This window comes from Novosphingobium album (ex Hu et al. 2023) (assembly GCF_022832385.1).
Taxonomy (GTDB): Bacteria; Pseudomonadota; Alphaproteobacteria; order Sphingomonadales; family Sphingomonadaceae; genus Novosphingobium; species Novosphingobium album.
Genome location: NZ_JALHLE010000005.1, coordinates 157,280 through 180,899, shown reverse-complemented (window position 1 = coordinate 180,899; position 23,620 = coordinate 157,280). Strand labels below are relative to the sequence as shown.

At 63.6% G+C, this 23,620-nt stretch carries 22 protein-coding genes and 1 pseudogene; 21 read left to right on the top strand and 2 right to left on the bottom strand.

What is annotated here, in order from left to right:
• Positions 1-101: 101 nt before the first annotated feature.
• Positions 102-1,295, bottom strand: coding sequence for an acetyl-CoA C-acyltransferase (locus MTR64_RS04825; RefSeq protein WP_243991268.1), 1,194 nt, complete (start codon positions 1,293-1,295; stop codon positions 102-104).
• Positions 1,296-1,775: 480 nt separating this feature from the next.
• Here MTR64_RS04825 and MTR64_RS04820 point away from each other — a divergent pair, with 480 nt between their 5' ends.
• The 20 genes and pseudogenes from MTR64_RS04820 to MTR64_RS04725 all read left to right on the top strand — a co-directional run bounded on the left by MTR64_RS04820 (position 1,776) and on the right by MTR64_RS04725 (position 20,046).
• Positions 1,776-2,150, top strand: coding sequence for an NADH-quinone oxidoreductase subunit A (locus tag MTR64_RS04820; protein ID WP_243991267.1), 375 nt, complete (start codon positions 1,776-1,778; stop codon positions 2,148-2,150).
• A complete protein-coding gene (locus tag MTR64_RS04815) occupies positions 2,147-2,704 on the top strand; it encodes a NuoB/complex I 20 kDa subunit family protein (protein ID WP_243991266.1) in 558 nt (185 codons plus the stop codon). Before MTR64_RS04820 ends, MTR64_RS04815 begins: the two co-directional genes overlap by 4 nt.
• Before the next feature lie 6 nt (positions 2,705-2,710).
• Positions 2,711-3,322, top strand: a pseudogene (locus MTR64_RS04810) (NADH-quinone oxidoreductase subunit C); the annotation flags it as partial.
• A gap of 14 nt (positions 3,323-3,336) precedes the next feature.
• On the top strand, positions 3,337-4,548 hold the full coding sequence (locus tag MTR64_RS04805) for an NADH-quinone oxidoreductase subunit D (protein ID WP_243991264.1): 1,212 nt from the start codon (positions 3,337-3,339) through the stop codon (positions 4,546-4,548).
• Positions 4,545-4,895 (top strand): nuclear transport factor 2 family protein, encoded by a 351-nt coding sequence (locus tag MTR64_RS04800; protein WP_243991263.1) that lies wholly within the window; start codon positions 4,545-4,547, stop codon positions 4,893-4,895. Before MTR64_RS04805 ends, MTR64_RS04800 begins: the two co-directional genes overlap by 4 nt.
• Positions 4,892-5,092, top strand: coding sequence for a hypothetical protein (locus MTR64_RS04795; RefSeq protein ID WP_243991262.1), 201 nt, complete (start codon positions 4,892-4,894; stop codon positions 5,090-5,092). The genes MTR64_RS04800 and MTR64_RS04795 overlap by 4 nt, the downstream gene beginning before the upstream one ends.
• The gene (locus MTR64_RS04790; protein ID WP_243991261.1) at positions 5,085-5,753 is read left to right on the top strand and encodes a complex I 24 kDa subunit family protein; all 669 of its coding nucleotides are present in this window, start codon (positions 5,085-5,087) and stop codon (positions 5,751-5,753) included. The genes MTR64_RS04795 and MTR64_RS04790 overlap by 8 nt, the downstream gene beginning before the upstream one ends.
• Before the next feature lie 3 nt (positions 5,754-5,756).
• A complete protein-coding gene (gene nuoF, locus MTR64_RS04785) occupies positions 5,757-7,064 on the top strand; it encodes an NADH-quinone oxidoreductase subunit NuoF (protein WP_243991260.1) in 1,308 nt (435 codons plus the stop codon).
• On the top strand, positions 7,064-9,082 hold the full coding sequence (gene nuoG / locus MTR64_RS04780) for an NADH-quinone oxidoreductase subunit NuoG (protein WP_243991259.1): 2,019 nt from the start codon (positions 7,064-7,066) through the stop codon (positions 9,080-9,082). Before nuoF ends, nuoG begins: the two co-directional genes overlap by 1 nt.
• Positions 9,079-10,125 carry an NADH-quinone oxidoreductase subunit NuoH gene (nuoH, locus tag MTR64_RS04775; RefSeq protein WP_243991258.1) on the top strand — a complete coding sequence of 349 codons (1,047 nt, stop codon included), beginning with the start codon at positions 9,079-9,081 and terminating at the stop codon, positions 10,123-10,125. Before nuoG ends, nuoH begins: the two co-directional genes overlap by 4 nt.
• Entirely contained in the window at positions 10,122-10,607 is a 486-nt protein-coding gene (gene nuoI / locus MTR64_RS04770; protein WP_243991257.1) for an NADH-quinone oxidoreductase subunit NuoI, read from the top strand. The genes nuoH and nuoI overlap by 4 nt, the downstream gene beginning before the upstream one ends.
• A gap of 15 nt (positions 10,608-10,622) precedes the next feature.
• Positions 10,623-11,240: an NADH-quinone oxidoreductase subunit J gene (locus tag MTR64_RS04765; protein ID WP_243991256.1), complete on the top strand. Its 618-nt coding sequence runs from the start codon at positions 10,623-10,625 to the stop codon at positions 11,238-11,240.
• Positions 11,237-11,542, top strand: coding sequence for an NADH-quinone oxidoreductase subunit NuoK (nuoK, locus tag MTR64_RS04760; RefSeq protein WP_243918437.1), 306 nt, complete (start codon positions 11,237-11,239; stop codon positions 11,540-11,542). Before MTR64_RS04765 ends, nuoK begins: the two co-directional genes overlap by 4 nt.
• A gap of 4 nt (positions 11,543-11,546) precedes the next feature.
• The gene (gene nuoL / locus MTR64_RS04755; protein WP_243991255.1) at positions 11,547-13,592 is read left to right on the top strand and encodes an NADH-quinone oxidoreductase subunit L; all 2,046 of its coding nucleotides are present in this window, start codon (positions 11,547-11,549) and stop codon (positions 13,590-13,592) included.
• A gap of 4 nt (positions 13,593-13,596) precedes the next feature.
• Positions 13,597-15,129, top strand: a complete 1,533-nt coding sequence (locus tag MTR64_RS04750) for an NADH-quinone oxidoreductase subunit M (protein ID WP_243991702.1) — start codon at positions 13,597-13,599, stop codon at positions 15,127-15,129.
• Positions 15,129-16,592: an NADH-quinone oxidoreductase subunit NuoN gene (gene nuoN, locus MTR64_RS04745; protein ID WP_243991254.1), complete on the top strand. Its 1,464-nt coding sequence runs from the start codon at positions 15,129-15,131 to the stop codon at positions 16,590-16,592. The genes MTR64_RS04750 and nuoN overlap by 1 nt, the downstream gene beginning before the upstream one ends.
• Positions 16,593-16,607: 15 nt before the next feature.
• The gene (locus MTR64_RS04740) at positions 16,608-17,330 is read left to right on the top strand and encodes a biotin--[acetyl-CoA-carboxylase] ligase (protein ID WP_243991253.1); all 723 of its coding nucleotides are present in this window, start codon (positions 16,608-16,610) and stop codon (positions 17,328-17,330) included.
• Positions 17,331-17,345: 15 nt separating this feature from the next.
• Entirely contained in the window at positions 17,346-18,125 is a 780-nt protein-coding gene (locus MTR64_RS04735; RefSeq protein ID WP_243991252.1) for a type III pantothenate kinase, read from the top strand.
• Complete coding sequence (locus tag MTR64_RS04730; protein WP_243991251.1) at positions 18,122-19,747, top strand: ribonuclease J; 1,626 nt, start codon at positions 18,122-18,124, stop codon at positions 19,745-19,747. The genes MTR64_RS04735 and MTR64_RS04730 overlap by 4 nt, the downstream gene beginning before the upstream one ends.
• 11 nt (positions 19,748-19,758) lie before the next feature.
• The gene (locus MTR64_RS04725) at positions 19,759-20,046 is read left to right on the top strand and encodes a DUF1467 family protein (RefSeq protein ID WP_243991700.1); all 288 of its coding nucleotides are present in this window, start codon (positions 19,759-19,761) and stop codon (positions 20,044-20,046) included.
• Positions 20,047-20,289: 243 nt separating this feature from the next.
• Here the strand turns inward: MTR64_RS04725 and MTR64_RS04720 are convergent, their stop codons facing one another.
• Positions 20,290-23,202 (bottom strand): ATPase, encoded by a 2,913-nt coding sequence (locus tag MTR64_RS04720; RefSeq protein ID WP_243991250.1) that lies wholly within the window; start codon positions 23,200-23,202, stop codon positions 20,290-20,292.
• Between the two features lie 69 nt (positions 23,203-23,271).
• Between MTR64_RS04720 and MTR64_RS04715 the strand changes: the two genes are divergently transcribed.
• Positions 23,272-23,574, top strand: a complete 303-nt coding sequence (locus tag MTR64_RS04715; protein WP_243991249.1) for an Hpt domain-containing protein — start codon at positions 23,272-23,274, stop codon at positions 23,572-23,574.
• The last annotated feature ends 46 nt before the right edge of the window (positions 23,575-23,620 follow it).

Sequence of the window (23,620 nt, the reverse complement as noted above, 5' to 3'; positions counted from 1 at the left end):
GATGCACGCGAAAGGTCGCGCGAGCCGGGTAAGGGCGCGGGAAAAAGAAAACCCCCGCCGGTGAGGGCGGGGGTTTCATGTTCTGTGTTTTGGTCTTGCGATCAGACCAGCTCGACCGCCACGGCCGTCGCTTCGCCGCCGCCGATGCAAAGCGAGGCAACACCCTTCTTCAGGCCCTTTTCCTTCAGGGCATTGATCAGGGTAACAATGATGCGGGTGCCCGAGGCGCCGATCGGGTGGCCGAGAGCCGTGGCGCCGCCGTGGATGTTGACCTTGTCATGCGGGATGCCGAGGTCCTTCATCGCGAACATCGCGACGCAGGCGAAAGCCTCGTTCACTTCGAACAGGTCTACGTCCGAAAGTTGCCAGCCGGTCTTTTCCATCAGCTTGGTGATCGCGCCGACCGGAGCCGTGGTGAACTTCGCAGGCTCCTGCGCGTGGGCGGACACGCCGACAACGGTGGCCACCGGGGTCAGACCCTTGGCTTCGGCCACGCTCTTGCGGCTGAGCACCATGGCCGCAGCACCGTCCGAGATCGAGCTGGAGCTGGCGGCGGTGATGGTGCCGTCCTTGGCGAAGGCGGCCTTGAGCGCACGGATCTTGTCCGGATTGCCCTTGCCCGGCTGCTCGTCGGTATCGACCACCACGTCGCCCTTGCGGGTCTTCACGGTGACGGGAACGACTTCGCCCTTGAAGGCGCCGGTGTCGATAGCTTCGACGGCGCGGCGCAGCGACTCGATGGAGTAATCGTCCTGGTTGTCGCGAGTGAGCTGGTATTCGTCGGCCGTCTTCTGAGCGAAAGAGCCCATCGAGCCGCCCTCGTAGGCATCCTCGAGGCCGTCGAGGAACATGTGGTCGTAAGCGGTATCGTGACCAGCGCGCGCGCCTGAACGATGCTTTTTGAGCAGGTAGGGGGCGTTGGTCATCGATTCCATGCCGCCCGCCACAACGACGTCTAGCGAACCGGCGGCGAGGGCTTCTGCGCCCATGATGACCGTCTGCATGCCCGAGCCGCAGACCTTGTTGACGGTGGTCGCCTGCACCGACTTGGGAAGACCGGCCTTGATCGCTGCCTGGCGGGCAGGGGCCTGGCCGAGACCGGCGGGCAGTACGCAGCCCATGTAGATGCGCTCGATGTCCTCGCCGGCGACTCCGGCGCGCTCTACAGCGGCCTTGACGGCGGTGGCGCCGAGGTCAGTCGCCGAAACATCGGCGAAGGCGCCCTGCAGGCCGCCCATGGGCGTGCGTGCGTAAGAAAGAATGACGATCGGATCAGATGCCGAAATCTGGGCCATGTGCGTGCCTCTCGAGCTATGATGTTAGACAGTTGCCGACCGGATAATGTTGCGATGCACCAAATGCAATGATTGAAGCGGCGTCGCCGCTGCAGCGAATTGTTCTGGCACCGTGGCCGTCCGATACCAGAACGGATTTGTCATTACAGCAGCCTCGACTCCGGGGCCGGACCGCATCTGTAAAGGTTTCCTGCGTCTATGTGGTGACGCCTGGCCAGAATGCCAGACCGACTCGCACAGGCGCAACAGTGACGGGTTTTCGGGCTTTCATTGCTGTGCAGAGGCGGCGTCAGTCGCTGTGATGCCGGGATTCCCTCATTCCCGTGCCGAGTCTTGTTGCAATGCAACGCATAAGGCCGGAATAATCCACGCGGACACCTTGCGATGCCGATATGCCTGTCCTAAGAGCGCGCCCAACGACCGGACGTGCTCCGCATGGGACGAGTCCGGCAGTCGCATTCCGGTATGAGGCCAGAACCATTGACTGATCTGTCACAATACCTGCCGATCCTGATATTCCTGGTGATTGCGCTGGCGCTTTCGGGGGTGATCGTTTTTCTTCCGATGGGCGTCGCCCGCCTGACCGGCACGCATCAGCCGAATGCCGAGAAAAACAGCGAATATGAATGCGGCTTTCCCGCGTTCGAGGATCCGCGCAGCAAGTTCGACGTCCGCTTCTATCTCGTGGCGATCCTGTTCATCGTCTTCGACCTTGAAGCCGCGTTCCTGTTCCCCTGGGCCGTCTCGCTCAAGGAGACCGGCTGGGCCGGCTGGCTGACGATGATGGTGTTCCTCGGCGAACTGGCCATTGGCCTTGCCTATGCATGGAAGAAGGGAGCTCTGGACTGGGAATGAGCACGCTCGTGAATTCTGCCGGACAGCCGCTCTCCCAGGGCGGCGCGGTTACGCCCCCCGACCAGTCGTTCTTCAACGACCTCAATCAGGAAGTGTCCGACAAGGGCTTCCTCGTCACCTCGACCGAGGAACTGTTCCAGTGGGCCCGTACCGGCTCGCTGTGGTGGATGACCTTCGGCCTTGCTTGCTGCGCGGTCGAGATGATCCACGTGAACATGCCGCGTTACGACATGGAGCGCTTCGGCGCCGCCCCGCGCGCGTCCCCGCGCCAGTCGGACGTGATGATCGTGGCCGGCACGCTGTGCAACAAGATGGCCCCGGCGCTGCGCAAGGTCTATGACCAGATGTCGGAGCCGAAGTACGTCATCTCGATGGGCAGCTGCGCCAATGGCGGCGGCTACTATCACTACAGCTACAGCGTCGTGCGCGGCTGTGACCGTATCGTCCCGGTCGACATCTACGTCCCCGGGTGCCCGCCCACTGCCGAAGCGCTGCTTTACGGCGTGATGCAGCTCCAGCGGAAGATTCGCCGCGTCGGCACGGTGGAAAGGTAAGACCAGATGGCTGTTCTGCATTCCGCCCCGAAGTTCGCTTCGAACGAAGGCGTGATCGACGCGCTTTCGGCCGCGCTCGGTTCGATGCTGGTCGCGTCGCGCGAAGAGCACGGCGAAGTCGTCCTCACCATCGCGCGCGGCGAGATCGAGAACGCTCTCCGCCTGCTGCGTGACGAGCACGAGTATCAGTCGCTGATGGAAATGGCGGGGGTCGATTACCCCTCGCGTCCCGAGCGCTTCGAAGTCGTCTACATGCTGCTCTCGTACACGAAGAACCATCGCCTGTTGGTGAAGGTCAACGCGGCCGACAACACTCCGGTGCCGACCGTCACCACGCTGTGGCCCAATGCGGGCTGGCTGGAGCGCGAAGTGTTCGACATGTACGGCGTGATCTTCGCCGGCAATCCGGACCTGCGCCGCATCCTCACCGACTACGGTTTCGAGGGCCATCCGTTCCGCAAGGACTTCCCGCTCACAGGCTATCAGGAACTGCGCTACTCCGAAGAGGACAAGCGCGTGGTCTACGAGCCGGTCAAGCTTGCGCAGGATCTGCGCCAGTTCGACTTCATGAGCCCCTGGGAAGGAGCGGACTACATCCTGCCAGGTGACGAGAAGGCCGAGGGAGACAAGGTATGAGCATGCAGCTCGAACAGTCGCCCACCACCACGGGCGACGTCGTCGACAACTACACGATCAACTTCGGTCCGCAGCACCCGGCCGCGCACGGCGTGCTGCGCATGGTCATGGAACTCGACGGCGAAGTGATCGAACGCATCGATCCGCACGTCGGTCTGCTTCATCGCGGCACCGAAAAACTGATCGAGCACAAGACCTACCTTCAGGCGCTGCCGTATTTCGACCGCCTGGACTACTGCTCGCCGCTGGGCATGGAGCACTCCTACGTGCTGGCGGTCGAAAAGCTGCTCAACGTCGAAGTGCCGCTGCGCGCCCAGTACCTGCGCGTGCTCTTCGCCGAGCTGACCCGCATCTGTAACCACATGCTCAACATGGGCTCGCACGTCATGGACGTGGGCGCCATGACCCCGAACCTGTGGCTGTTCGAAATCCGCGAAGACTGCCTCAACTTCTTCGAGCGCGCCTCGGGCGCCCGCATGCACTCGGCGTGGTTCCGTCCGGGCGGCGTGCATCAGGACGTGCCGCTCAAGCTGCTCGCCGACATCGGCGAATGGCTCGACACGCGCCTGCCGCGCCTGTTCGAGGACGCGATGAGCCTCGTCGTCGACAACCGCATCTTCAAGCAGCGCAATGTCGACATCGCGCTGGTTTCGAAGGAAGACGCGGTGGCCTGGGGCTTCTCCGGCCCGATGATCCGCGCTGCCGGTATCCCGTGGGATATCCGCAAACAGCAGCCCTACGACGTCTATGACCGCATGGACTTCGAGATCCCGGTCGGCACCAACTCGGACTGCTACGACCGTTTCATGGTCCGCGTCGAGGAAGTGCGCCAGTCGGCGAAGATCATGAAGCAGTGCCTGGCCGAGATGCCGGAAGGCCCGATTTGCTCTGACGACCGCAAGGTTTCCCCGCCCAAGCGCGGCGAGATGAAGAGCTCGATGGAATCGCTGATCCATCACTTCAAGCTCTACACCGAAGGCTTCCACGTCCCGGCGGGCGAAGTTTATGTCGCGACGGAAAGCCCCAAGGGCGAATTCGGTGTCTATCTGGTCTCGGATGGCTCCAACAAGCCATACCGTTGCAAGATCCGCCCGACCGCGTTCTCGCACCTGCAGGCGATGGACTTCATGTCCAAGGGCCACATGCTGCCGGACGCGACTGCCATTCTGGGCGCCATCGACGTGGTGTTCGGGGAGTGCGACCGGTGAGCAATCTGGCCACAGCAGAGGCCATGATCGCTGCGTACAATGCGCAGGATGCTGACCTCTACGTCTCGTACATGACCGACGACGCCTGCGAAGCGAACTATCGCGGTGCGGTCGTGCGCGAAGGCAAGGAAGGCACGCGTTCGGGCCTTGCCACGGCTTTCGCCAGGTGGCCGCAGAACAAGGCCGAGATCGTCTCGCGCGAAGTGACCGACAACTACGTCGTCTTCCGCGAGCACGTGACGCGCGGTCCGGCGACCGATGGTTCGGATCTCGTTGAGCCGTTTGACGTTCTTGCCGTCTACAGCTTCGAAGATGGCAAGTGCAGCCGCGTGGAGTTTATCCGGTGAGGCTGACGACGGTCGAGATGATCCGCGTGTGGGCGGCCATGACCGGGCTGTTCCTCGTCGCGCTCTATTTCGGAGTGCTCTCCACCGGATCGATGCCTTCGCCGATGATCGCGATGCTTGCGACGGCGATCGGCGGATTTGAGATTTTCTTTTTCGGCCAGGATCAATGGCTGAAGCGCAGGGGTAAGCATGGCTGACCGCTATATCGAACCCGATACGCCCGAACTGCGGGCGCGTTGGGGCAATTTTGCCTGGACTGAAGCCAACGCCGCAAAGGCGAAGGACATCATCGCGCGCTATCCGGAAGGGCGCCAGCGCTCGGCCGTGATGCCGCTGCTCGATCTCGCCCAGCGCCAGGTCGGCGCGGAAGAGAACACGCAAGGCTGGCTGCCGATCCCGGTGATGGAATTTGTCGCGACGCAGCTCGACATGCCGATCATCCGCGTGGTCGAGGTCGCGTCCTTTTACACGATGTACAACATCGCCCCGATCGGCCGGTTCCACGTGCAGGTCTGCGGCACCACGCCGTGCATGCTGCGCGGCTCGGACGACATCATCGCCGCGTGCAAGGCGCGCGGGATGAAGGCCGGGCACATCACCGATGACGGCCTGTGGTCGTTCACCGAGGTCGAGTGCATGGGCAACTGCGCCTCGGCCCCGATGGTGCAGATCAACGACGACAACTACGAGGACCTGACCGCAGAGCGCCTTGACGTAGTCCTCGATGCACTGGCCAAGGGTGAGACTCCCAAGGCCGGCACGCAGGAACCGGGCCGCCACACGGTGGAACCTTCGGGCGGGCCGACCACGCTGACTGCGATGGTCACCGAAAATCACGACTATCGAGGGGAGTGGTAAGCCATGGCTCTCGCAGACAAGGACCGCATCTTCACCAATGTCTACGGCTATCAGCCGTGGAACCTGAAGGAAGCGCAGGCGCGCGGCGCCTGGGACGGCACCAAGGACATCATCGCCAAGGGCCGCGACGCGATCATCGAGGAAATCAAGGCCTCGGGTCTTCGCGGACGCGGCGGCGCGGGCTTCCCGACCGGCCTCAAGTGGTCGTTTATGCCCAAGCAGCCGCCGGTCGATCACAACGGCAATCCCAAGCCCAGCTTCCTCGTGATCAACGCCGACGAATCCGAGCCGGGCTCGTGCAAGGACCGCGAGATCATCCGTCACGATCCGCACATCCTGCTCGAAGGCGCGCTGGTCGCCGGTTTCGCGATGGGTGCGCGCGCGGCCTACATCTACATTCGCGGCGAATACATCCGCGAGGCCGAGACGCTCTTCGCCGCACGCGATGAGGCTTATGCGGCGGGCCTGCTGGGCAAGAACGCGGCCGGTTCGGGCTACGATTTCGACGTCTTCGTCCACCGCGGCGCGGGCGCCTACATTTGCGGCGAAGAGACCGCGATGATCGAGAGCCTCGAAGGCAAGAAGGGCCAGCCCCGCCTGAAGCCGCCGTTCCCGGCGGGTGCGGGCCTCTACGGCTGCCCGACCACGGTCAACAACGTCGAATCGATCGCGGTTGCGCCCACCATCATGCGGCGCGGCGCTTCGTGGTTCTCCAGTTTCGGCCGTGACAATAACAAGGGCACCAAGCTCTTCCAGATTTCGGGGCACGTGAACAAGCCGTGCGTCGTCGAAGAGGAAATGAGCATCCCCTTCAGCGAGCTGATCGAAAAGCACTGCGGCGGCATCCGCGGCGGCAAGGAAAACCTCCTCGCCGTGATCCCCGGAGGCTCCTCGGTTCCGCTCGTCCCGGCCGACCAGATCTGGGACGCGCCGATGGACTTCGACGGTCTCAAGGCTGTCGGCTCTGGTCTCGGCACCGCCGCCGTGATCGTGATGGACAAGTCCACCGACATCGTGCGCGCCATCGCCCGCCTTTCGCATTTCTACAAGCACGAGAGCTGCGGCCAGTGCACGCCCTGCCGTGAAGGCACGGGCTGGATGTGGCGGGTGATGGAACGCCTGCGCACCGGCGACGCGGCGGTCGAGGAAATCGACATGCTGTTCCAGGTGACCAAGCAGGTCGAAGGCCACACCATCTGCGCTCTGGGCGATGCGGCCGCATGGCCGATCCAGGGCCTGATCCGCCACTTCCGCCCCGAGCTGGAACGGCGCATCGCTGAGGCTGGCAATGTTGCGGAGGCCGCTGAGTAATGCCCAAGGTAACCGTTGACGGCGTAGAACTCGAAGTCCCGGCAGGCGCGACCGTCCTGCAGGCCTGCGAGCTGGCCGGTAAGGAAATCCCGCGCTTCTGCTATCATGAGCGCCTGTCGATTGCGGGCAACTGCCGCATGTGCCTCGTCGAGGTGAAGCCCGGACCACCCAAGCCGCAGGCTTCGTGCGCGCTTCCGGCCGCTGAAGGCCAGGAAATCCGCACCGACTCCGAAATGGTCAAGAAGGCGCGGGAAGGGGTGATGGAGTTCCTCCTCATCAATCACCCGCTCGATTGCCCGATCTGCGACCAGGGCGGCGAGTGCGACCTGCAGGACCAGTCGGTGGCCTATGGCCGCGGCGGCTCGCGTTATCACGAGCACAAGCGCGCGGTGACCGAAAAGAACATGGGCCCGCTCATCAAGACCACGATGACGCGCTGCATCCACTGCACCCGCTGCGTACGCTTCTCCGAAGAAATCGCGGGCGTGGACGAGATTGGCGCGCTCTATCGCGGCGAGTCGATGCAGATCACCACCTATCTGGAGCAGGCCGCGAAGCACGAGATGTCGGCCAATGTGATCGACCTTTGCCCGGTCGGCGCGCTGACGTCGCGTCCCTACGCGTTCGAGGCCCGTCCGTGGGAGCTCAAGAAGACGCTCGGCATCGACGTGTCGGATGCCGTCGGCGCGAACATCCGCATCGACAGCCGTGGCCGCGAAGTGCTGCGCGTGCTGCCGCGCGTCAATGACGACGTGAACGAGGAGTGGATCAGCGACAAGGCGCGCTACATGGTCGACGGCCTTGTGAAGCGCCGCCTCGACAAGCCCTACCTGCGCCGCGACGGCAAGCTGGTTCCGGTGAGCTGGAACGAGGCCTTCCAGGCCATCGCCACGCTGAACCCGGGCAACTCGATTGCCGCCGTCGCTGGTGACATGCTCGATTGCGAGACGATGTTCGCCGCGAAGAAGCTGGTGGGCGCGCTCGGTTCGAGCCTGCTCGAAGGCCGCCAGACCGGCATGGACTACGATACGTCCAGCCTTGCTGCGGTGAACTTCAACACCACGCTTTCCGGCATCGAGACGGCGGACGCCATCCTGATCGTGGGCAGCCACGTGCGCTGGGAAGCGCCGCTGGTGAACGCCCGCCTGCGCAAGGCCGTGAAGCGCGGCGCCAAGGTCTTCCTGATCGGACCCGAGTGGGAAACCACTTTCGGCGGCGAGTTCCTCGGCGAGGACCTCTCGGTCATCGGCAACCTGCCCGACCACGTCTGGGAAACGATCCGCGACGCCAAGCGTCCCGCGATCATCCTCGGCGGTGCCGCGCTGGGCCGGGGCGGCCTCGAAGCCGCGCTTTCGGTTGGCGAGCAGATCGGTATCGTGCGCGAGCTGGAAGACGGCACCACGTGGAACGGCTTCAACGTCCTGCATATGGCAGCGGCCCGCATGGGCGGTCTGATGCTGGGCTACGCGCAGAAGGGCGGCCTTGCTGACGTGGTCGCGGCCAAGCCGAAGGTGCTGCTGTCGCTCGGCGCTGACGAGGTGGATTACACCAAGTTCGCCGGCTCTATGATCGTCTATATCGGCCATCACGGCGACAAGGGTGCCCATGCCGCCGACGTGATCCTGCCGGCCTCGGCCTACACCGAGAAGGCAGGCACTTACGTCAACACGGAAGGCCGCGTGCAGTGGGCCGACAAGGCTGTGTTCGCTCCGGGCGATGCCCGCGAGGACTGGACCATCCTGCGCGCGCTGGCTGATGCGTTCGGCGTGTCGATCGGCTTCGACAGCTTCGAGGAATTGCGCTCGGCGATGATTTCCGAAGTTCCCGCCCTTGGCAGCGAAGGCCTTGCGGACTACGGGAGCGACCTGCCTGCCGGCGGTGGTTCCGCCTCCGGCCTGATCGCTTACCCGGTCAAGGACTTCTACATGACCAACCCCATCGCCCGCGCCAGCGCGACCATGCAGCAATGTTCGGCTGAACTGCTGCACGGCGAGGAAATTGCGGAGACCGCGGAATGACTTCGTTCTTCCAGACTCTCGGCATGTCCTACGAGTGGGCGTGGTTCGTCTCGACGATCTGCGGCATCCTGCTGATCGCGCTGCCGCTGCTGCTCGGCGTGGCGATGATCATCTATGCCGACCGCAAGATCTGGGCCGCCATGGCGCTGCGCCGCGGCCCGAACGTGGTCGGCCCGTTTGGCCTGCTGCAGTCCTTCGCGGACGGCCTCAAGGTCTTCCTGCAGGAAACCATCATTCCCTCGGCAGCGAACAAGGGCATCTTCCTGCTCGCGCCAATCGTGACCTTCACGGTGGCGCTGATGGCCTGGGCGGTGATCCCGTTCAACTCGGGCGCGATCCTCGCCGACATCAACGTTGGCCTGCTCTACGTGCTCGCGATCAGCTCGCTGGGTGTCTACGGCACGGTGATGGCGGGCTGGGCTTCGAACTCCAAATACCCGTTCTTCTCGGCGATGCGCGCCTCGGCGCAGATGATCAGCTATGAAGTCTCCATCGGCTTCATCCTGATCTGCGTCGTCCTGTGGGCGGGCACCTTCAACCTCAACGACATCGTCAAGGCGCAGGACGGCCACGTCCTTGGCCTGTTCAACGGCTTCGGCTTCAACCCGCTGCTGTTCCCGATGGCGGTGATGTTCCTGATCTCGGGCATGGCCGAGACGCAGCGCGCGCCGTTCGACCTGACCGAGGCGGAATCGGAACTCGTCGCCGGGTACCAGACTGAATACTCGTCGATGGCCTTCGCCGCCTACTGGCTGGGCGAATACGCCAACGTGCTGCTGATGTGTGCGCTGAACGCGACCCTGTTCTGGGGTGGCTGGCTGCCGCCGCTCGACATCCCCGTTCTGTACCTCGTGCCGGGCTTCATCTGGTTCCTGCTCAAGGTGCTGTTCTTCTTCTTCGTGTTCAGCTGGGTGAAGGCGACCGTCCCGCGGTACCGCTATGACCAGCTGATGCGTCTGGGCTGGAAGGTCTTCCTCCCCACCTCGCTGCTGTTCGTTGTTCTCGTCAGCGGCTACCTCATGGCTACCGGACACTTCGCATGACTGCCGCACAGTTCATCAAGAGCTTCACGCTCTGGGAGTTCGTGAAGGCGCATTGGCTGACCTTGAAGTACTTCTTCAAGCCCAAGGCGACGATCAACTACCCGTTCGAGAAGAACCCGCTTTCGCCCCGCTTCCGTGGTGAGCACGCCCTGCGCCGTTATCCCAACGGTGAGGAACGCTGCATCGCCTGCAAGCTGTGCGAGGCGATCTGCCCGGCACAGGCGATCACCATCGAGGCGGCGCCACGCGAGGACGGGTCGCGCCGCACTACGCGCTACGACATCGACATGACGAAGTGCATCTACTGCGGCTTCTGCCAGGAAGCCTGCCCGGTGGACGCAATCGTTGAAGGGCCGAACTTCGAATACGCGACCGAAACGCGCGAAGAACTGCTCTACGACAAGGCTAAGCTATTGGCGAACGGGGACAAGTGGGAGCGGGCCATTGCCGCGAACCTTGAAGCCGATGCGCCGTATCGCTAGGGGGCGGACCGGGTCATGATTCACGTTATCGCCTTCTATCTCTTCGCCGTGATGACCATCGGGTCGGGCGCCATTACCATCCTGTCGCGCAATCCTGTGCACTCGGTGCTGTGGCTGATCCTGGCGTTCTTCAACGCCGCGGGCCTGATGATCCTCGTCGGTGCCGAATTCATCGCGATGCTCCTGGTCATCGTCTATGTCGGTGCGGTGGCGGTGCTGTTCCTGTTCGTCGTCATGATGCTGGACATCGATTTTGCCGAGTTGCGGGCCGGGTTCGTCAAGAACTTCCCGTTCGGCATGCTGATCGCCGTGGTGCTGCTCGCCGAGATGGTTCTCGGCATCGGTGCCTACAAGGCTGGCGCGCTGCAGCTCGGCACGCCTGACGGCACGGCCGCGCAGCCGCTCGGCACCAGCAACATCGAGGCCATCGGCGCGCTGCTCTACAGCCGTTACCTGTTCCTCTTCGAAGCGGCGGGCATCATCCTGCTGGTTGCCATGATCGGCGCCATCGTGCTGACCCACCGCCAGCGTGGCGACACGCGCGGCCAGAAGATCAGCAAGCAGATCGCCCGCCGTCCCGACGAGGCGACCGTCAACGTCAAGCCGGAAGTCGGCAAGGGGGTTTCGCTGTGATCGGCATCGAACACTATGTCGTGGTGAGCTCGATCCTCTTCGTGCTCGGTGTCCTCGGCATCTTCCTCAACCGCAAGAACGTGATCGTGATCCTGATGGCGATCGAACTCATCCTGCTTGCGGTGAACATCAACCTCGTCGCTTTCAGCGCCTTCCTGCACGACCTGACCGGACAGATCTTCGCGATGTTCGTGCTGACGGTGGCAGCCGGCGAGGCGGCAGTGGGGCTTGCAATCCTCGTGATATACTTCCGTGGCCGCGGCACCATTGCCGTCGACGACGTCAACCGGATGAAGGGATAAGGCCTTGTCTATCCTCCTCATCGTCTTCCTGCCGCTCCTGGCAGCGATCATCGCCGGGCTTGGCAACAAGCAGCTGGGCAATGTGGCGGCCAAGTCGATCACGACCGGCGCGCTGTTCATTGCCTGCGGGCTGTCCTGGCCGATCTTCATCAGCTTTCTGAACGGCACTGCGGAAGCAACGGTCGTTCCGGTACTGAAGTGGGTCGCCTCCGGTTCGCTGACCTTCGACTGGGCGCTGCGCGTCGACACGCTGACCGCGGTCATGCTGGTTGTCGTCACCTCGGTCTCGGCGCTCGTGCACCTCTATTCGTGGGGCTACATGAGCGAAGAGCCGGATCAGCCGCGCTTCTTCGCGTACCTCTCGCTGTTCACCTTCGCCATGCTCATGCTGGTGACGGCAGACAACCTGGTGCAGATGTTTTTCGGTTGGGAAGGCGTGGGCCTTGCCTCGTACCTCCTGATCGGCTTCTGGTTCCGCAAGCCATCGGCCAGCGCCGCCGCGATCAAGGCCTTCGTGGTCAACCGCGTGGGTGACCTTGGCTTCATGCTCGGCATCTTCGGCACGTTCCTGGTGTTCGGCACGGTCTCGATCCCCGAGATCCTCGCCGCCGCACCCGGCATGGCCGGTTCGACCATCGGTTTCATCGGCTACCGCTTCGACACCATGACGGTGCTCTGCCTGCTGCTGTTCGACGGCGCCATGGGCAAGTCGGCACAGCTCGGCCTGCACACCTGGCTTCCCGACGCGATGGAAGGCCCGACGCCGGTTTCGGCACTGATCCACGCTGCGACGATGGTCACCGCCGGCGTCTTCATGGTCTGCCGCCTCTCGCCGATGTTCGAGACGAGCCCGACGGCGATGGCCTTCATCACCTTCATCGGTGCCGCCACCTGCTTCTTTGCCGCCACGATCGGCTGCACGCAGTGGGACATCAAGCGGGTGATCGCGTACTCGACCTGCTCGCAGCTCGGCTACATGTTCTTCGCTGCAGGCGTGGGCGCCTTCGGTTCGGCCATGTTCCACCTGTTCACGCACGCCTTCTTCAAGGCGCTGCTGTTCCTCTGCGCCGGTTCGGTCATCCACGCGATGCACCACGAGCAGGACATGCGCTTCTACGGCAACCTGCGGAGGCATATCCCGATCACCTTCTGGGCGATGACGGCGGGCACGCTCGCCATCACCGGCGTGGGTGTGTTCGGCGTCGGCTTTGCTGGCTTCCACTCGAAGGACTCGATCCTCGAGGCGGCTTACGCCAGCGGCACCGCGATGGGCAGCTTCGCCTTCTGGATGGGCATCTTCGCCGCGCTGATGACCAGCTTCTACTCGTGGCGTCTCGTGTTCCTGACCTTCTTCGGCAAGCCGCGCTGGGCGGGCTCGGAGCACATTCAGCACGCGGTGCACCATCATCATGAGGACTTGTCGGACGAGGATGGCGATGCCGACCACGCGCACGACAGCCATGGCCACGACGCGCATGGCGACGGCACGGCGGGCTACCACCCGCACGAGAGCCCGTGGGTCATGCTGCTGCCGCTGGTGCTGCTGTCGTTTGGCGCTGTTTTCGCAGGCTACGTGTTCCAGCACGCCTTCGTGTCGGAAGGCACTGGCGAGTTCTGGAAGGGCGCCGTGGTGTTCCACGAACACCTGATCCACGCGATGCACGGGATTCCCGAGCTGATGAAGTGGATGCCTTTCATCGTGATGTCGCTCGGCCTGCTGACCGCCTGGTACGGCTACATCAAGAACACGAGCTTCCCGGCGGCCGTCGCCGAGCAGCTGGGGCCGGTCTACACCTTCGTGTACCGCAAGTGGATGTTCGACGAACTCTATCACTACATGTTCGTCGTCCCCGCTTTCTGGATCGGCAAGGTGTTCTGGAAGGTGCTCGACATCGGCGTCATCGACCGCTTCGGTCCGGACGGCGCCGCCTGGGCCGTGGCCAAGGGTTCGACTTACGCGCAGAGGGTCCAGTCGGGCTATCTGTACAGCTATGCTCTTATCATGCTGCTGGGCCTTGTCGGCGCCATCAGCTGGGTGATCGCGGGATAAGATGATGACTGGTTTTCCGATCCTCAGCGTGATGATGCTGGTGCCGCTTGCGGCAGGGCTGGCATGTCTCTTCCTTGATGCGAAGGCGGCACGCAATCTCGCCCTCGTGGCGACGCTGATCGACTTTGTCCTCGGCGTGGTGCTCTGGCTGAACTTCGATGTTGGCGGTGCGCAGTGGCAGTTCACCGAACGCATGGAGCTGTTCTCGGGCTTCTCCTATGCGCTCGGCATCGACGGCATTGCGCTTTTGCTGATTGTCCTGACCGTCTTCCTCATGCCGATCTGCATCGGCGCCAGCTGGAAGTCGATCGACAAGCGCGTGGGCGAATACATGGGCGCGTTCCTGCTGATGGAAACGCTCATGATCGGCGTGTTCTGTGCGCAGGATATCTTCCTGTTCTACATGTTCTTCGAAGCCGGCCTGATCCCGATGTACCTGATCATCGGCATCTGGGGCGGCGCCGACCGCATCTACGCCGCCTACAAGTTCTTCCTCTACACGCTGCTCGGCTCGGTGTTGATGCTCGTGGCCATGCTCTACATGGTGCATGTCGCCGGTACGACCGACGTCCCGACGCTGATGGCCTATGACTTCGATCCGAAGGTCCAGACTTGGCTGTGGCTCGCGTTCTTCGCCAGCTTCGCGGTGAAGATGCCGATGTGGCCGGTTCACACCTGGCTTCCCGCTGCACACGTTCAGGCACCGACCGCCGGTTCGGTCATTCTGGCAGGCGTGCTGCTGAAGATGGGCGGCTACGGCTTCATCCGTTTTTCGCTGCCGATGTTCCCCGAAGCTTCGGCCTATTTCGGGCCGCTGATCTGGGGCCTGTCGATGGCGGCCGTCGTGATCACTTCTCTGATCGCGCTGGTGCAGGACGACATGAAGAAGCTGATCGCCTATTCGTCGGTCGCGCACATGGCGATCGTGACGATCGGTCTGTTCGCCTTCAACACGCAGGGTCTCGAAGGCTCGATGATGGTCATGCTGAGCCACGGTCTGGTGGCAGGCGCGCTGTTCCTTTGCGTCGGCATTATCTACGACCGCCTGCACACCCGTGAGATCGCGCGCTACGGCGGCCTGTCGATCAACATGCCGCGTTACGCGCTGTTCTTCCTGCTCTTCACGATGGCCTCGATCGGCCTTCCGGGCACCAGCGGTTTCGTCGGCGAGTTCCTGAGCCTTGCGGGCATCTATCAGGTCTCGACCCTGACCACGCTGATCTGCGCCACCGGTATCATCCTGGGCGCAGGCTACATGCTCTATCTCTATCGCCGGGTCGCCTTTGGTGACCAGAAGAACGCCGATGCCGCAGCCATGCTGGACCTCGATGCCCGTGAATACCTGATGGTCGTTCCGCTGGCGCTCGCGGTGCTGTGGATGGGCATCTATCCCGAGAGCTTCATCGCTCCGATGCGCAGCGACATCGCCGCGCTCGAAGCCCGGATCGCCGCAGCGGCGCCGGAAGGAGACTCGAAGGTCACTGTTGGCAAGGAAAAGCCTGTGCACGAAGAAGCTGCGCACGAGGGGGCACACTGATGGACTGGTCGCAGTCGCTGCGCCTTATCGCGCCGGAAGAAACGCTTAGCATTGCAGGCCTGATCCTGCTTCTCGTCGCCGCCTGGGGCGGGGACAAGGCAAGCCGTCTGATCTCGATCCTCACGGTGGCCGCGCTGGTCGCCGCCGGGATCATGGTGTCGCCCGCCCTGTGCGGCGCGACTATGGGGCCGGATGCCTCAGCCTTCTTCGGCCAGTTCCACGCCGATGCCTTCGCCAGCTATGCCAAGGTCCTGATCTACATCTCGGCCGCCGCTTCGCTGGTGATCGCACCGGTCTTCTTCGAGCGCTTCAACGCGATGCGCGCCGAATATCCGATCCTGGTGCTGTTTGCCGCGCTCGGCATGGGCATCATGGTTTCGGCGGGCGACCTGCTGACGCTGTACATCGGCCTCGAAATGAACTCGCTCGCGGCCTACGTGCTGGCTGCGTTCCTGCGCAACGATGGCCGTTCGGCGGAAGCGGGCCTCAAGTACTTCGTGCTGGGCGCGCTCGCCTCGGGCATCCTGCTGTTCGGCATGAGCCTGACCTACGGCTTCACCGGCACCACCTCGTTCAGCGGCATCAATGCCGCACTGGCGGGCGGACTGTCGCACGGCGCGCTGTTCGGGATCGTCTTCATGCTCGCGGGTCTTGCCTTCAAGGTAAGCGCGGTGCCGTTCCACATGTGGACACCCGACGTCTATGAAGGCGCGCCGACGCCGGTGACGATGTTCTTCGCCACTGCGCCCAAGGTCGCTGCCATGGGCCTGATGATGCGCGTGCTGCTCGATGCCTTCAGCGATCAGGCGGCCGCCTGGCAGCAGATCGTGCTGTTCCTCGCGCTTGCCTCGATCGTGGTGGGTGCGCTGGGCGCGATCGGTCAGACCAACATCAAGCGCCTGATGGCCTATTCGTCGATCAACAACGTCGGCTTCATCCTTGTCGGTCTTGCGGTGGCGACGCCGCAGGGTGCCTCGGCCATGCTGTTCTACCTCGCGATCTACATCGCGATGTCGCTCGGCGGCTTTGCGGTGATCCTGATGCTGAAGGACGAAGACGGCAACTACGTCGAGCATATCCCGAGCTACGCCGGCCTGTCGCGCACGCGGCCCGGTCTTGCTCTTGGCCTCGCGATGATCATGTTCAGCCTTGCCGGTATCCCGCCGCTGTTCGGTTTCTGGGGCAAATTCCTGGTCTTCAAGGCGGCTGTCGATGGCGGCATGATCGCGCTTGCGGCGCTGGGCTTCGCGGCTTCGGTGATAGGCGCGTTCTACTACCTCAAGGTCGTCAAGATCATCTACTTTGACGAACCGGCTGACGTGGTGAAGGGCGAAAGCGACATTTGGCACAAGCTGATCCTCGTGATCTCCTGCGTGGTCATCTCGCCGCTCGGCTTCTTCCTGACGAAGTGGCTCGGCGGGCTGACTGACACGGCCGCGACCGCTCTGTTCCATGCTCTCTGATCTGATCAGGGCGCTTTGATCCGGACCGTCGAAGAGACCGGTTCCACCAACGCGGATCTGGCTGCCAGGCTTTCGGGTGGGGAATACCTGCCTGAAGGCGATTGGCTGGTCGCGGAACGCCAGACTGCGGGCAGGGGGCGCCTCGGCCGCATCTGGAACGACGGCGCCGGGAACTTCATGGGCTCGACCGTGGTTCGGCCCGGTCCCGGCGATCCACCGCCTTCCTCGCTTGCGCTGATGACCGGGCTAGCCGTTCACGAGGCGCTGCTGCCGTTCGTGCCGCAGGGGGCTGCGCTCTGGCTCAAATGGCCCAATGACCTGCTGCTGAGCGGCGCCAAGATAGCGGGCATCCTGCTCGAAGTGGTCGCCGGGACGGTGATCGTCGGCATCGGCGTCAATCTGGCAGCCGCGCCCGACATCCCCGGCCGTGCCGTCACTTCGCTTTCGGAATATGGTCCTGGGCCCGGCCGCGATGCCTTCGCCGAGGCGCTGGCCGCATCGTTCGACCGGGAACTGCACCGCTGGCGCAGCGCTGGCCTTGCCCCGCTGCTGCGCCGCTGGCAGAGTGCCGCGCATCCCGTGGGAACCCGCTTGACGGTGCTTCCGCCGGGGGAGGAAGCGGTTGAAGGCAGTTACGCCGGGCTTTCGCAGGACGGCAATCTCCTGCTGAAGCTGGACAACGGCACGCAGCGGGTGATCCACGCGGGTGATGTCCTGCTTGCAAGTGCTCCAGATTGAGGAAAACGAAAGCCCATGCTGCTCGCCATTGATGCCGGCAATACCAATGTCGTTTTCGCGCTGCTCGAAGGCCGCACGATCAGGGGACGCTGGCGCATCGCCACCGACCCGCGCCGCACCGGCGACGAGTATGCCGTCTGGCTGATGCAACTGCTCTCGATCCGTGGGATCGAGGCGAAGCAGATCGACCAGATCATCATTTCCACGGTAGTGCCGCGCGCGTTGCACAATCTGGGCATTCTCTGCCGCCATTACTTCAACGTCGAGCCGCTGATCGCTGGTCAGGGTGCGGCGGATTATGCCATCGACATCGACGTGGACGAGCCACGCTCGCTCGGTGCGGACCGCGCGGTAAACGCGATCGCTGCCCACGCTAAGCACGGTGGAGACCTGATCGTCGTCGACTTCGGCACGGCAACGACCTTCGACGTGATCGACTTTCACGGCGCTTACAAGGGCGGCATCATCGCGCCGGGTATCAACCTCTCGCTCGACGCGCTGGTGGGCAATACGGCCAAGCTTCCGCGCATCGCCATCGAAGTGCCCGAGAGCAAGAGCGTCGTCGGCCGCAATACCGAGGACCAGATGCTGATCGGCGTGTTCTGGGGCTATGTCGCGATGATGGAAGGCCTGATCGCGCGTATCCGAGCGGAAATCGGCCGCCCGGCCAAGGTCATCGCCACCGGCGGTCTTGCCGTCCTGTTCGACGAGGCGACCGATATTTTTGACGCGGTCGATGCCGATCTCACCATCGATGGCCTCGCAATTCTTGCCGAAAGGGCAGCATCGAAGTGATTCCCGGTAACGAACTGGTTTTTTGCGCCCTCGGCGGTTCGGGGGAGATTGGCATGAACGTCAATCTCTACGGCTGTCAGGGCAAGTGGCTGATGGTCGATCTGGGCATGACCTTCGGCATGAACGAATACCCCGGCGTCGATCTTGTCTTCGCCGATCTCGAATTCATCGAGAACGAGCGGGAGAACCTGCTCGGGATCGTGCTTACCCACGCGCACGAGGACCATATTGGCGCGGTGCCCTATTTCGCCGAGGAACTGGGCGTGCCGCTCTATGCCACGCCGTTCACTGCCAAGCTGGTTGCTGCCAAGCTGGAAGAGGCGGGCATTCTCGACGACGTCGAACTGATCGTGATCGAGGATCTCGAACAGTTCCAGATCGGCCCCTTCGGTATCCGCTACGTGCCGCTGGCGCACTCGATTGCCGAGGGCAATGCGCTTGTGATCGAGACGCCTTATGGGCGCATCTTCCACACCGGCGACTGGAAGCTGGACGATGAGCCGCAGATCGGTACGCCTGCGACTGCGGAGGAACTGACTGCGATCGGTGATGAGGGCGTTCTCGCGCTGGTCTGCGATTCCACCAATGTCTTCAATCCCAGCGCCTCGGGATCAGAAGGCGAGGTTTACAAGGGCCTGCTGGAAGAAGTGAAACGCCACAAGGGCAAGCGCGTGCTGGTCACGACCTTCGCCTCGAACGTAGCGCGGCTGCAGACGCTGGGCGATGTCGCGCGCAAGACGGGGCGCAGGCTATGTGTCGCGGGCCGCTCGCTCGATCGCATCATCCGCACTGGACAGGCGTGTGGTTACCTTAAGCAACTGCCGGATCTGGTAGACATCGAAGAGGTCAACGACCTGCCGCGCGACGAAGTCCTGATCGTCGCGACTGGCGGGCAGGGCGAGCCACGCGCGGCGCTGGCGCGGATTTCCGAGGGTACCCATCCGATCAAGCTCGAAAAGGGCGATGTCGTGTTGTTTTCCAGCCGCCAGATTCCCGGCAACGAGATCTCGATCGGCCGCATCCAGAACCGGCTTGCAGAGGCAGGCGTCGAGATCGTGACCGACCGGCAGAGCCTTATCCACGTGTCGGGCCATCCCGGGCGTCCGGAACTCAAAGCGCTCTATGGCTGGCTGCGGCCGCAGATCCTGTTGCCGGTCCATGGCGAGATCCGCCACATGAAGGAACAGGCCCGCCTCGGGCGTGCCAGCGGCATTCCCAAGGCGGTCTTCCAGAAGAATGGAGATCTGGTGCGTCTCGCGCCCGACCATCCCGGGAAGTTCGGTGAAGTGCGGGCAGGGCGCCTCGTCCTTGATGGCGACATCATCTGCCCGGCCGATGGCGAGGCCATGGTGATGCGCCGGCGCATTGCTTACAACGGCGTCGTTTCGGTGGCGGCGGACCACAAGGGCCATGTCGAGATTGCGGCCATGGGCCTGCCGCTCGATGAGGACTACACCGAGTTCCTCGAGGAAGCACGTCGCGACGTCGCCGAAGCGTTGCACAAGGCCCGGAAAGCCGACAGGGACGCCCGTATCGAGGCGGCCCGGCTTGCCGCCCGCCGCGCCGCCACGCGCTGGTCGGGCAAGAAGCCGCAGGTGCAGGTCCTGCTGCTGGAGGATTGATCGCGATGCAGATGCAGTGGTTCTCGATTGTGGCGATCTACGGCCTGTTCTGGGTACTGAGCGCGTTTCTGGTAATGCCCTTCGGCCTGCGCCCACCGCACGAGGCCGGCGAAACGGTTGAGCAGGGGCATGCCGACAGTGCCCCCGTAAACTTCCGCCCCGGCAAGATCGCGCTGCGCGCCACGGTGCTCGCGGCAGTGATTTTCGTTCTGTATTACGAGAACTACGTGAACGGGTGGATCACGCTGGACAACCTCAATTTCTTCGGTGACCCGCCGGTCAAGGATCTCGGGTACTGACGCGTTTCGGTTCGCTTCGTTCTCGTGGCGCTGTCCTTACGTTTCTGGGGCATTTATCCGACATGGCTGTCGATGAAATGACAGCAGAGGCTGGATGGACGTTGCAGGCAAAGTCATGCTGGTCACTGGCGGCGGTCGAGGACTGTCTCGGCCCGGTGCGGGCGCGGATCGATGCGCTCTACGCGGCCTTCGGCGATCCGGCTCAGCCGGGTTACGTCGCTACGCGCATGCCGATCGGGCAGGTTAGCTGCGCAGCCGTTCGATCCCCTGGGCCAGCGCCACGTAGAGCTTGCCCATGTCGGATGAGAGCAGGGTGACCCCCAGCGCATTGCCGTCGCGCGTGGACAGTACCTGACGCAGTACCGCCTCGAAATCGTGAATATAGCGACTGACGTGTTCACGGAAGGTCTGGTCGCGTTCGAACAGCTGCTGGATCGCCCGGACATCCGCGCTTTCGAGCAGGTTCACTGCACGGCGCGTGAAGATGCCGCGATCGCCGCGCAGGTAGGAAGCCCAGGCGGTGTCCGCGACATCGGTTGAGAGCGCGCCGGCAATGTCGATTGCGTTGGAATTGAGCGATTCCGTAATGAGCGCGACACGACGGGAGAAATCGTTGTCGATCTGCTCTTCGGCACGCTGGCGAGCGTGGGAGATGCGGTTTTCGAGATTGCCCGTCAGTTCGTCGATCTTGGCGAGTTGATCGCGCAGCTGGATTGTCGTCTCGCGGGTCGCGCCGGCGGCATGGGCCACGGCCTGCTCAAGCTGGCCCGCGACTTCCGAAACTTTCGTGCGCATGGCCTTTTCCATGGCCAGTCCGCATTCATCGCCGAGGTCTCGCGCGACTGTGGTGATGCGCGTCGCGCTCTCGCTTTCGATCGCCCCGACCGCTTCGCTCAGGGCAGTGCGCAACGCGCCGATCGCGGCGGTGAGTTCGTCGCGCGCCTTGCCGGCGGTGCTGTCGGTCGCGCTGTCGATCTCGGCCAGCGTGGCCTGCATCAGGGCAAGTTGCTGTGCATGATTTTCGCCCTGTTGTTTGACCGCATCCTGTGCTGCTGCGAGCTTCGACACCAGACTTTCGAGATGCGCGCCGGAATGTTCGATACCCGACGCAAGCTCTTCGCCGCTCTCAGCGGACTGTCGAAGCACGGTCTGCAAGGCAGCCACGCCGCTCTCCAGCCGGTTCAGGCGGTCTTCCGAGATCGCCAGCGCCTCGGGCAGGGCGGTATGGGTGTGCCTGGCGCTGGCCTGGATCAGTTCCAGCATGCGCACGCAGTCTTCGGTGAGCTTCTCGACATCGCCTTCGGTCGAGGCGAGCGTCGTGCGAGCTGCGGTGAGCCTGTCGGTAAGGGTCTGAAGGCTGCCGGTCAGTCGTACTTCGGAATCGCCGGTCTGCGCGGATATTTCGGCAAGCCGGCTTTCGAACTGGCCGAGTTGGGCTGTCACGGCTTCCGCGCGCTCGCTCAGCGCTGCCGCGTGCTGTCGATGGCGCTCGAGGCGTTCGGCTATCGTGCCGTCCAGTTCGCCGAGCATGTGTTCGATGCGGGCGATGGCGTGCCGTTCATGCTCAACCTGACGGGCCTGCCGCTCCTCGGCCTCGATTACGAGCTGCTCGCCGCGTTGGTTGAGGGCCTCGTCCATGCGCTCGGCTTCGGCGACCAGCGTCGCGAGGCGGCCTGCGAGAGAATCGATGGCGGTGTTCTGGGCCGCGGTGATGCTCTTGGCGGCTGCGGATTGTTCGTCGAGCATGTTCGCGAGCGCGACCTTGAGCGCATTGATGGTTTCGCGATGACGGCTGCTGATGCTTTGCGCAGTGTCGGAGTGTTCGGCCTGCAGGGCTTCAAGCGATGCCCTGAGTGTCTCGACGGTCCCGTGCTGGGCACTGGCAATGGCGTCGGCAGCGGCCGACTGCTCTGCCCGCAGTGTTTTGAGCGCAGCCTTGAGCGTTTCGATGGTCCCGGCCTGGATGCCGGTAATGTTGTCGGCTGCAGCGGCTTGCTCTGCCTGCAGGGCCTCGAGCGAGGCCCTGAGTGCCTGTTCTGCGCGCTCCTCGGAATCGCGCAGCGCGCGTGAGACGACCTCGCTTTCATCGCGTAGAGCGGTGAGGCGCGAACGCAGCGAGGTAAGGCTTTCGGCCTCGTGGCCATCGAGCTGGAGGCGGGTTGCGTCGATTTCGTCGGCGAGCGCGGCCGCGCGCGTGCGGATCGCGGCAAGGGCCTCGATCTCCCGCTTGTCGAGCTGGGTGCGGAATTGCTCACCCTGTGCGGCGAGTGCGGAAAAGCGTTCGTCGGCGAGAGTCTGGAACTGCTCACTCTGGCGCTCGAATTCGGCGAGCGTATCGGCAATGCGAGTCCGCAGCGATGCGACCTGCCGCTCGCTTGCGGAACCGAACTCGTTGAGGCGGTTGAAGCCCTGCACCATGTCCTCGAGCTGGGCGTGGGCGGTGCGTCCGGCATTGGCGATGTTGTTGGTGACATCCTTGGCAGAGCTGGCGATCACCGGCAGCTGGCCGCGCAGCTTTTCCATGTTCTCCAGCGCGGCGGTGCTGACGGTGCTTATCGAATCAACACGCGCGCCGTTGTCGCGCACGAGATCCTGCAGCCGCTCGGCATTCTGCGAGAGTCGGTCCGCTGCGACCCGGCCGAGCGCTTCGAGGTCACGTGACTGGGCAGCGATGAATTCGCGCGCAAGGCTGAGTTCGCGGTTCACCGTTGTCAGTCGCCGTTCGAGCAGGGCGGATTCGGTGGAGAGCAGGCGCGCGACATCGCCGAAGCGTTTGCCCTCACGCGCGCTGTGGCGCAGCGCCAGAAGCCAGATGAGACCGATCAGCAGCACCGGCACGCACCATTGCACGGCAAGGGCGGGCACGTCGGCGAGCGCAACGCCGGCCTGAAACTGCGGCAGGAGAGCAGCGGCGAACAGGGCGCTCCAGCCTGCAACCGCCAGCCCGGCGAGGACCGGTGCGATCCAGCCGCGCGGCGGTTCCGGCGCCGCTTCGTGTCCGGCTTCGCTGTCTGCTACCCAGGCTTCGTCCCAGCTTTCCCGAGGCTCAGCTTCGGTGCCGGCAGGCGTGACAGCCGCTTCGGTGTCGGTCTGTTCCGTGTTGGAACTGTCGCCATTTCCCGCGCCGAACGCGATGATCCTGTTTTCCCCGGCCATCGTTGCAGGATACCACGTGTGCGGCGGCAATAAACCCCGGTTTAACGCTTTGAGGAGTATCCTGGGGAAATGGCGTATGAAGCAGGTGCCCTTGAAGAGACCCTGGCTGCTGCAGCGGGCGGCGATGCCGCTCTGCATGCCGAGCTGCGTGCGTCCTATGTGGAAAGCGTGGGGCGACAGCTGGATCTGCTCGAACGCTCGCGCTGCGATGGAAACTGGCATGTCGCGGGAATGCGCCTGAAAGGTCTGGCCGCGAGTTTCCATTCGGCCGCGCTGCTGGTCCTGGCCGAGGAAGCGCTCGCAAGTGCACCGGGCGATCCTGCGGTGGTGCGCCGGCTCAAGGCCTATGTCACCGAGTTTTCTTTAGGCTGATTTGTCCGCCCCGCTTGGCACTTGGTGCCGGGCCGCCTAAATCGGG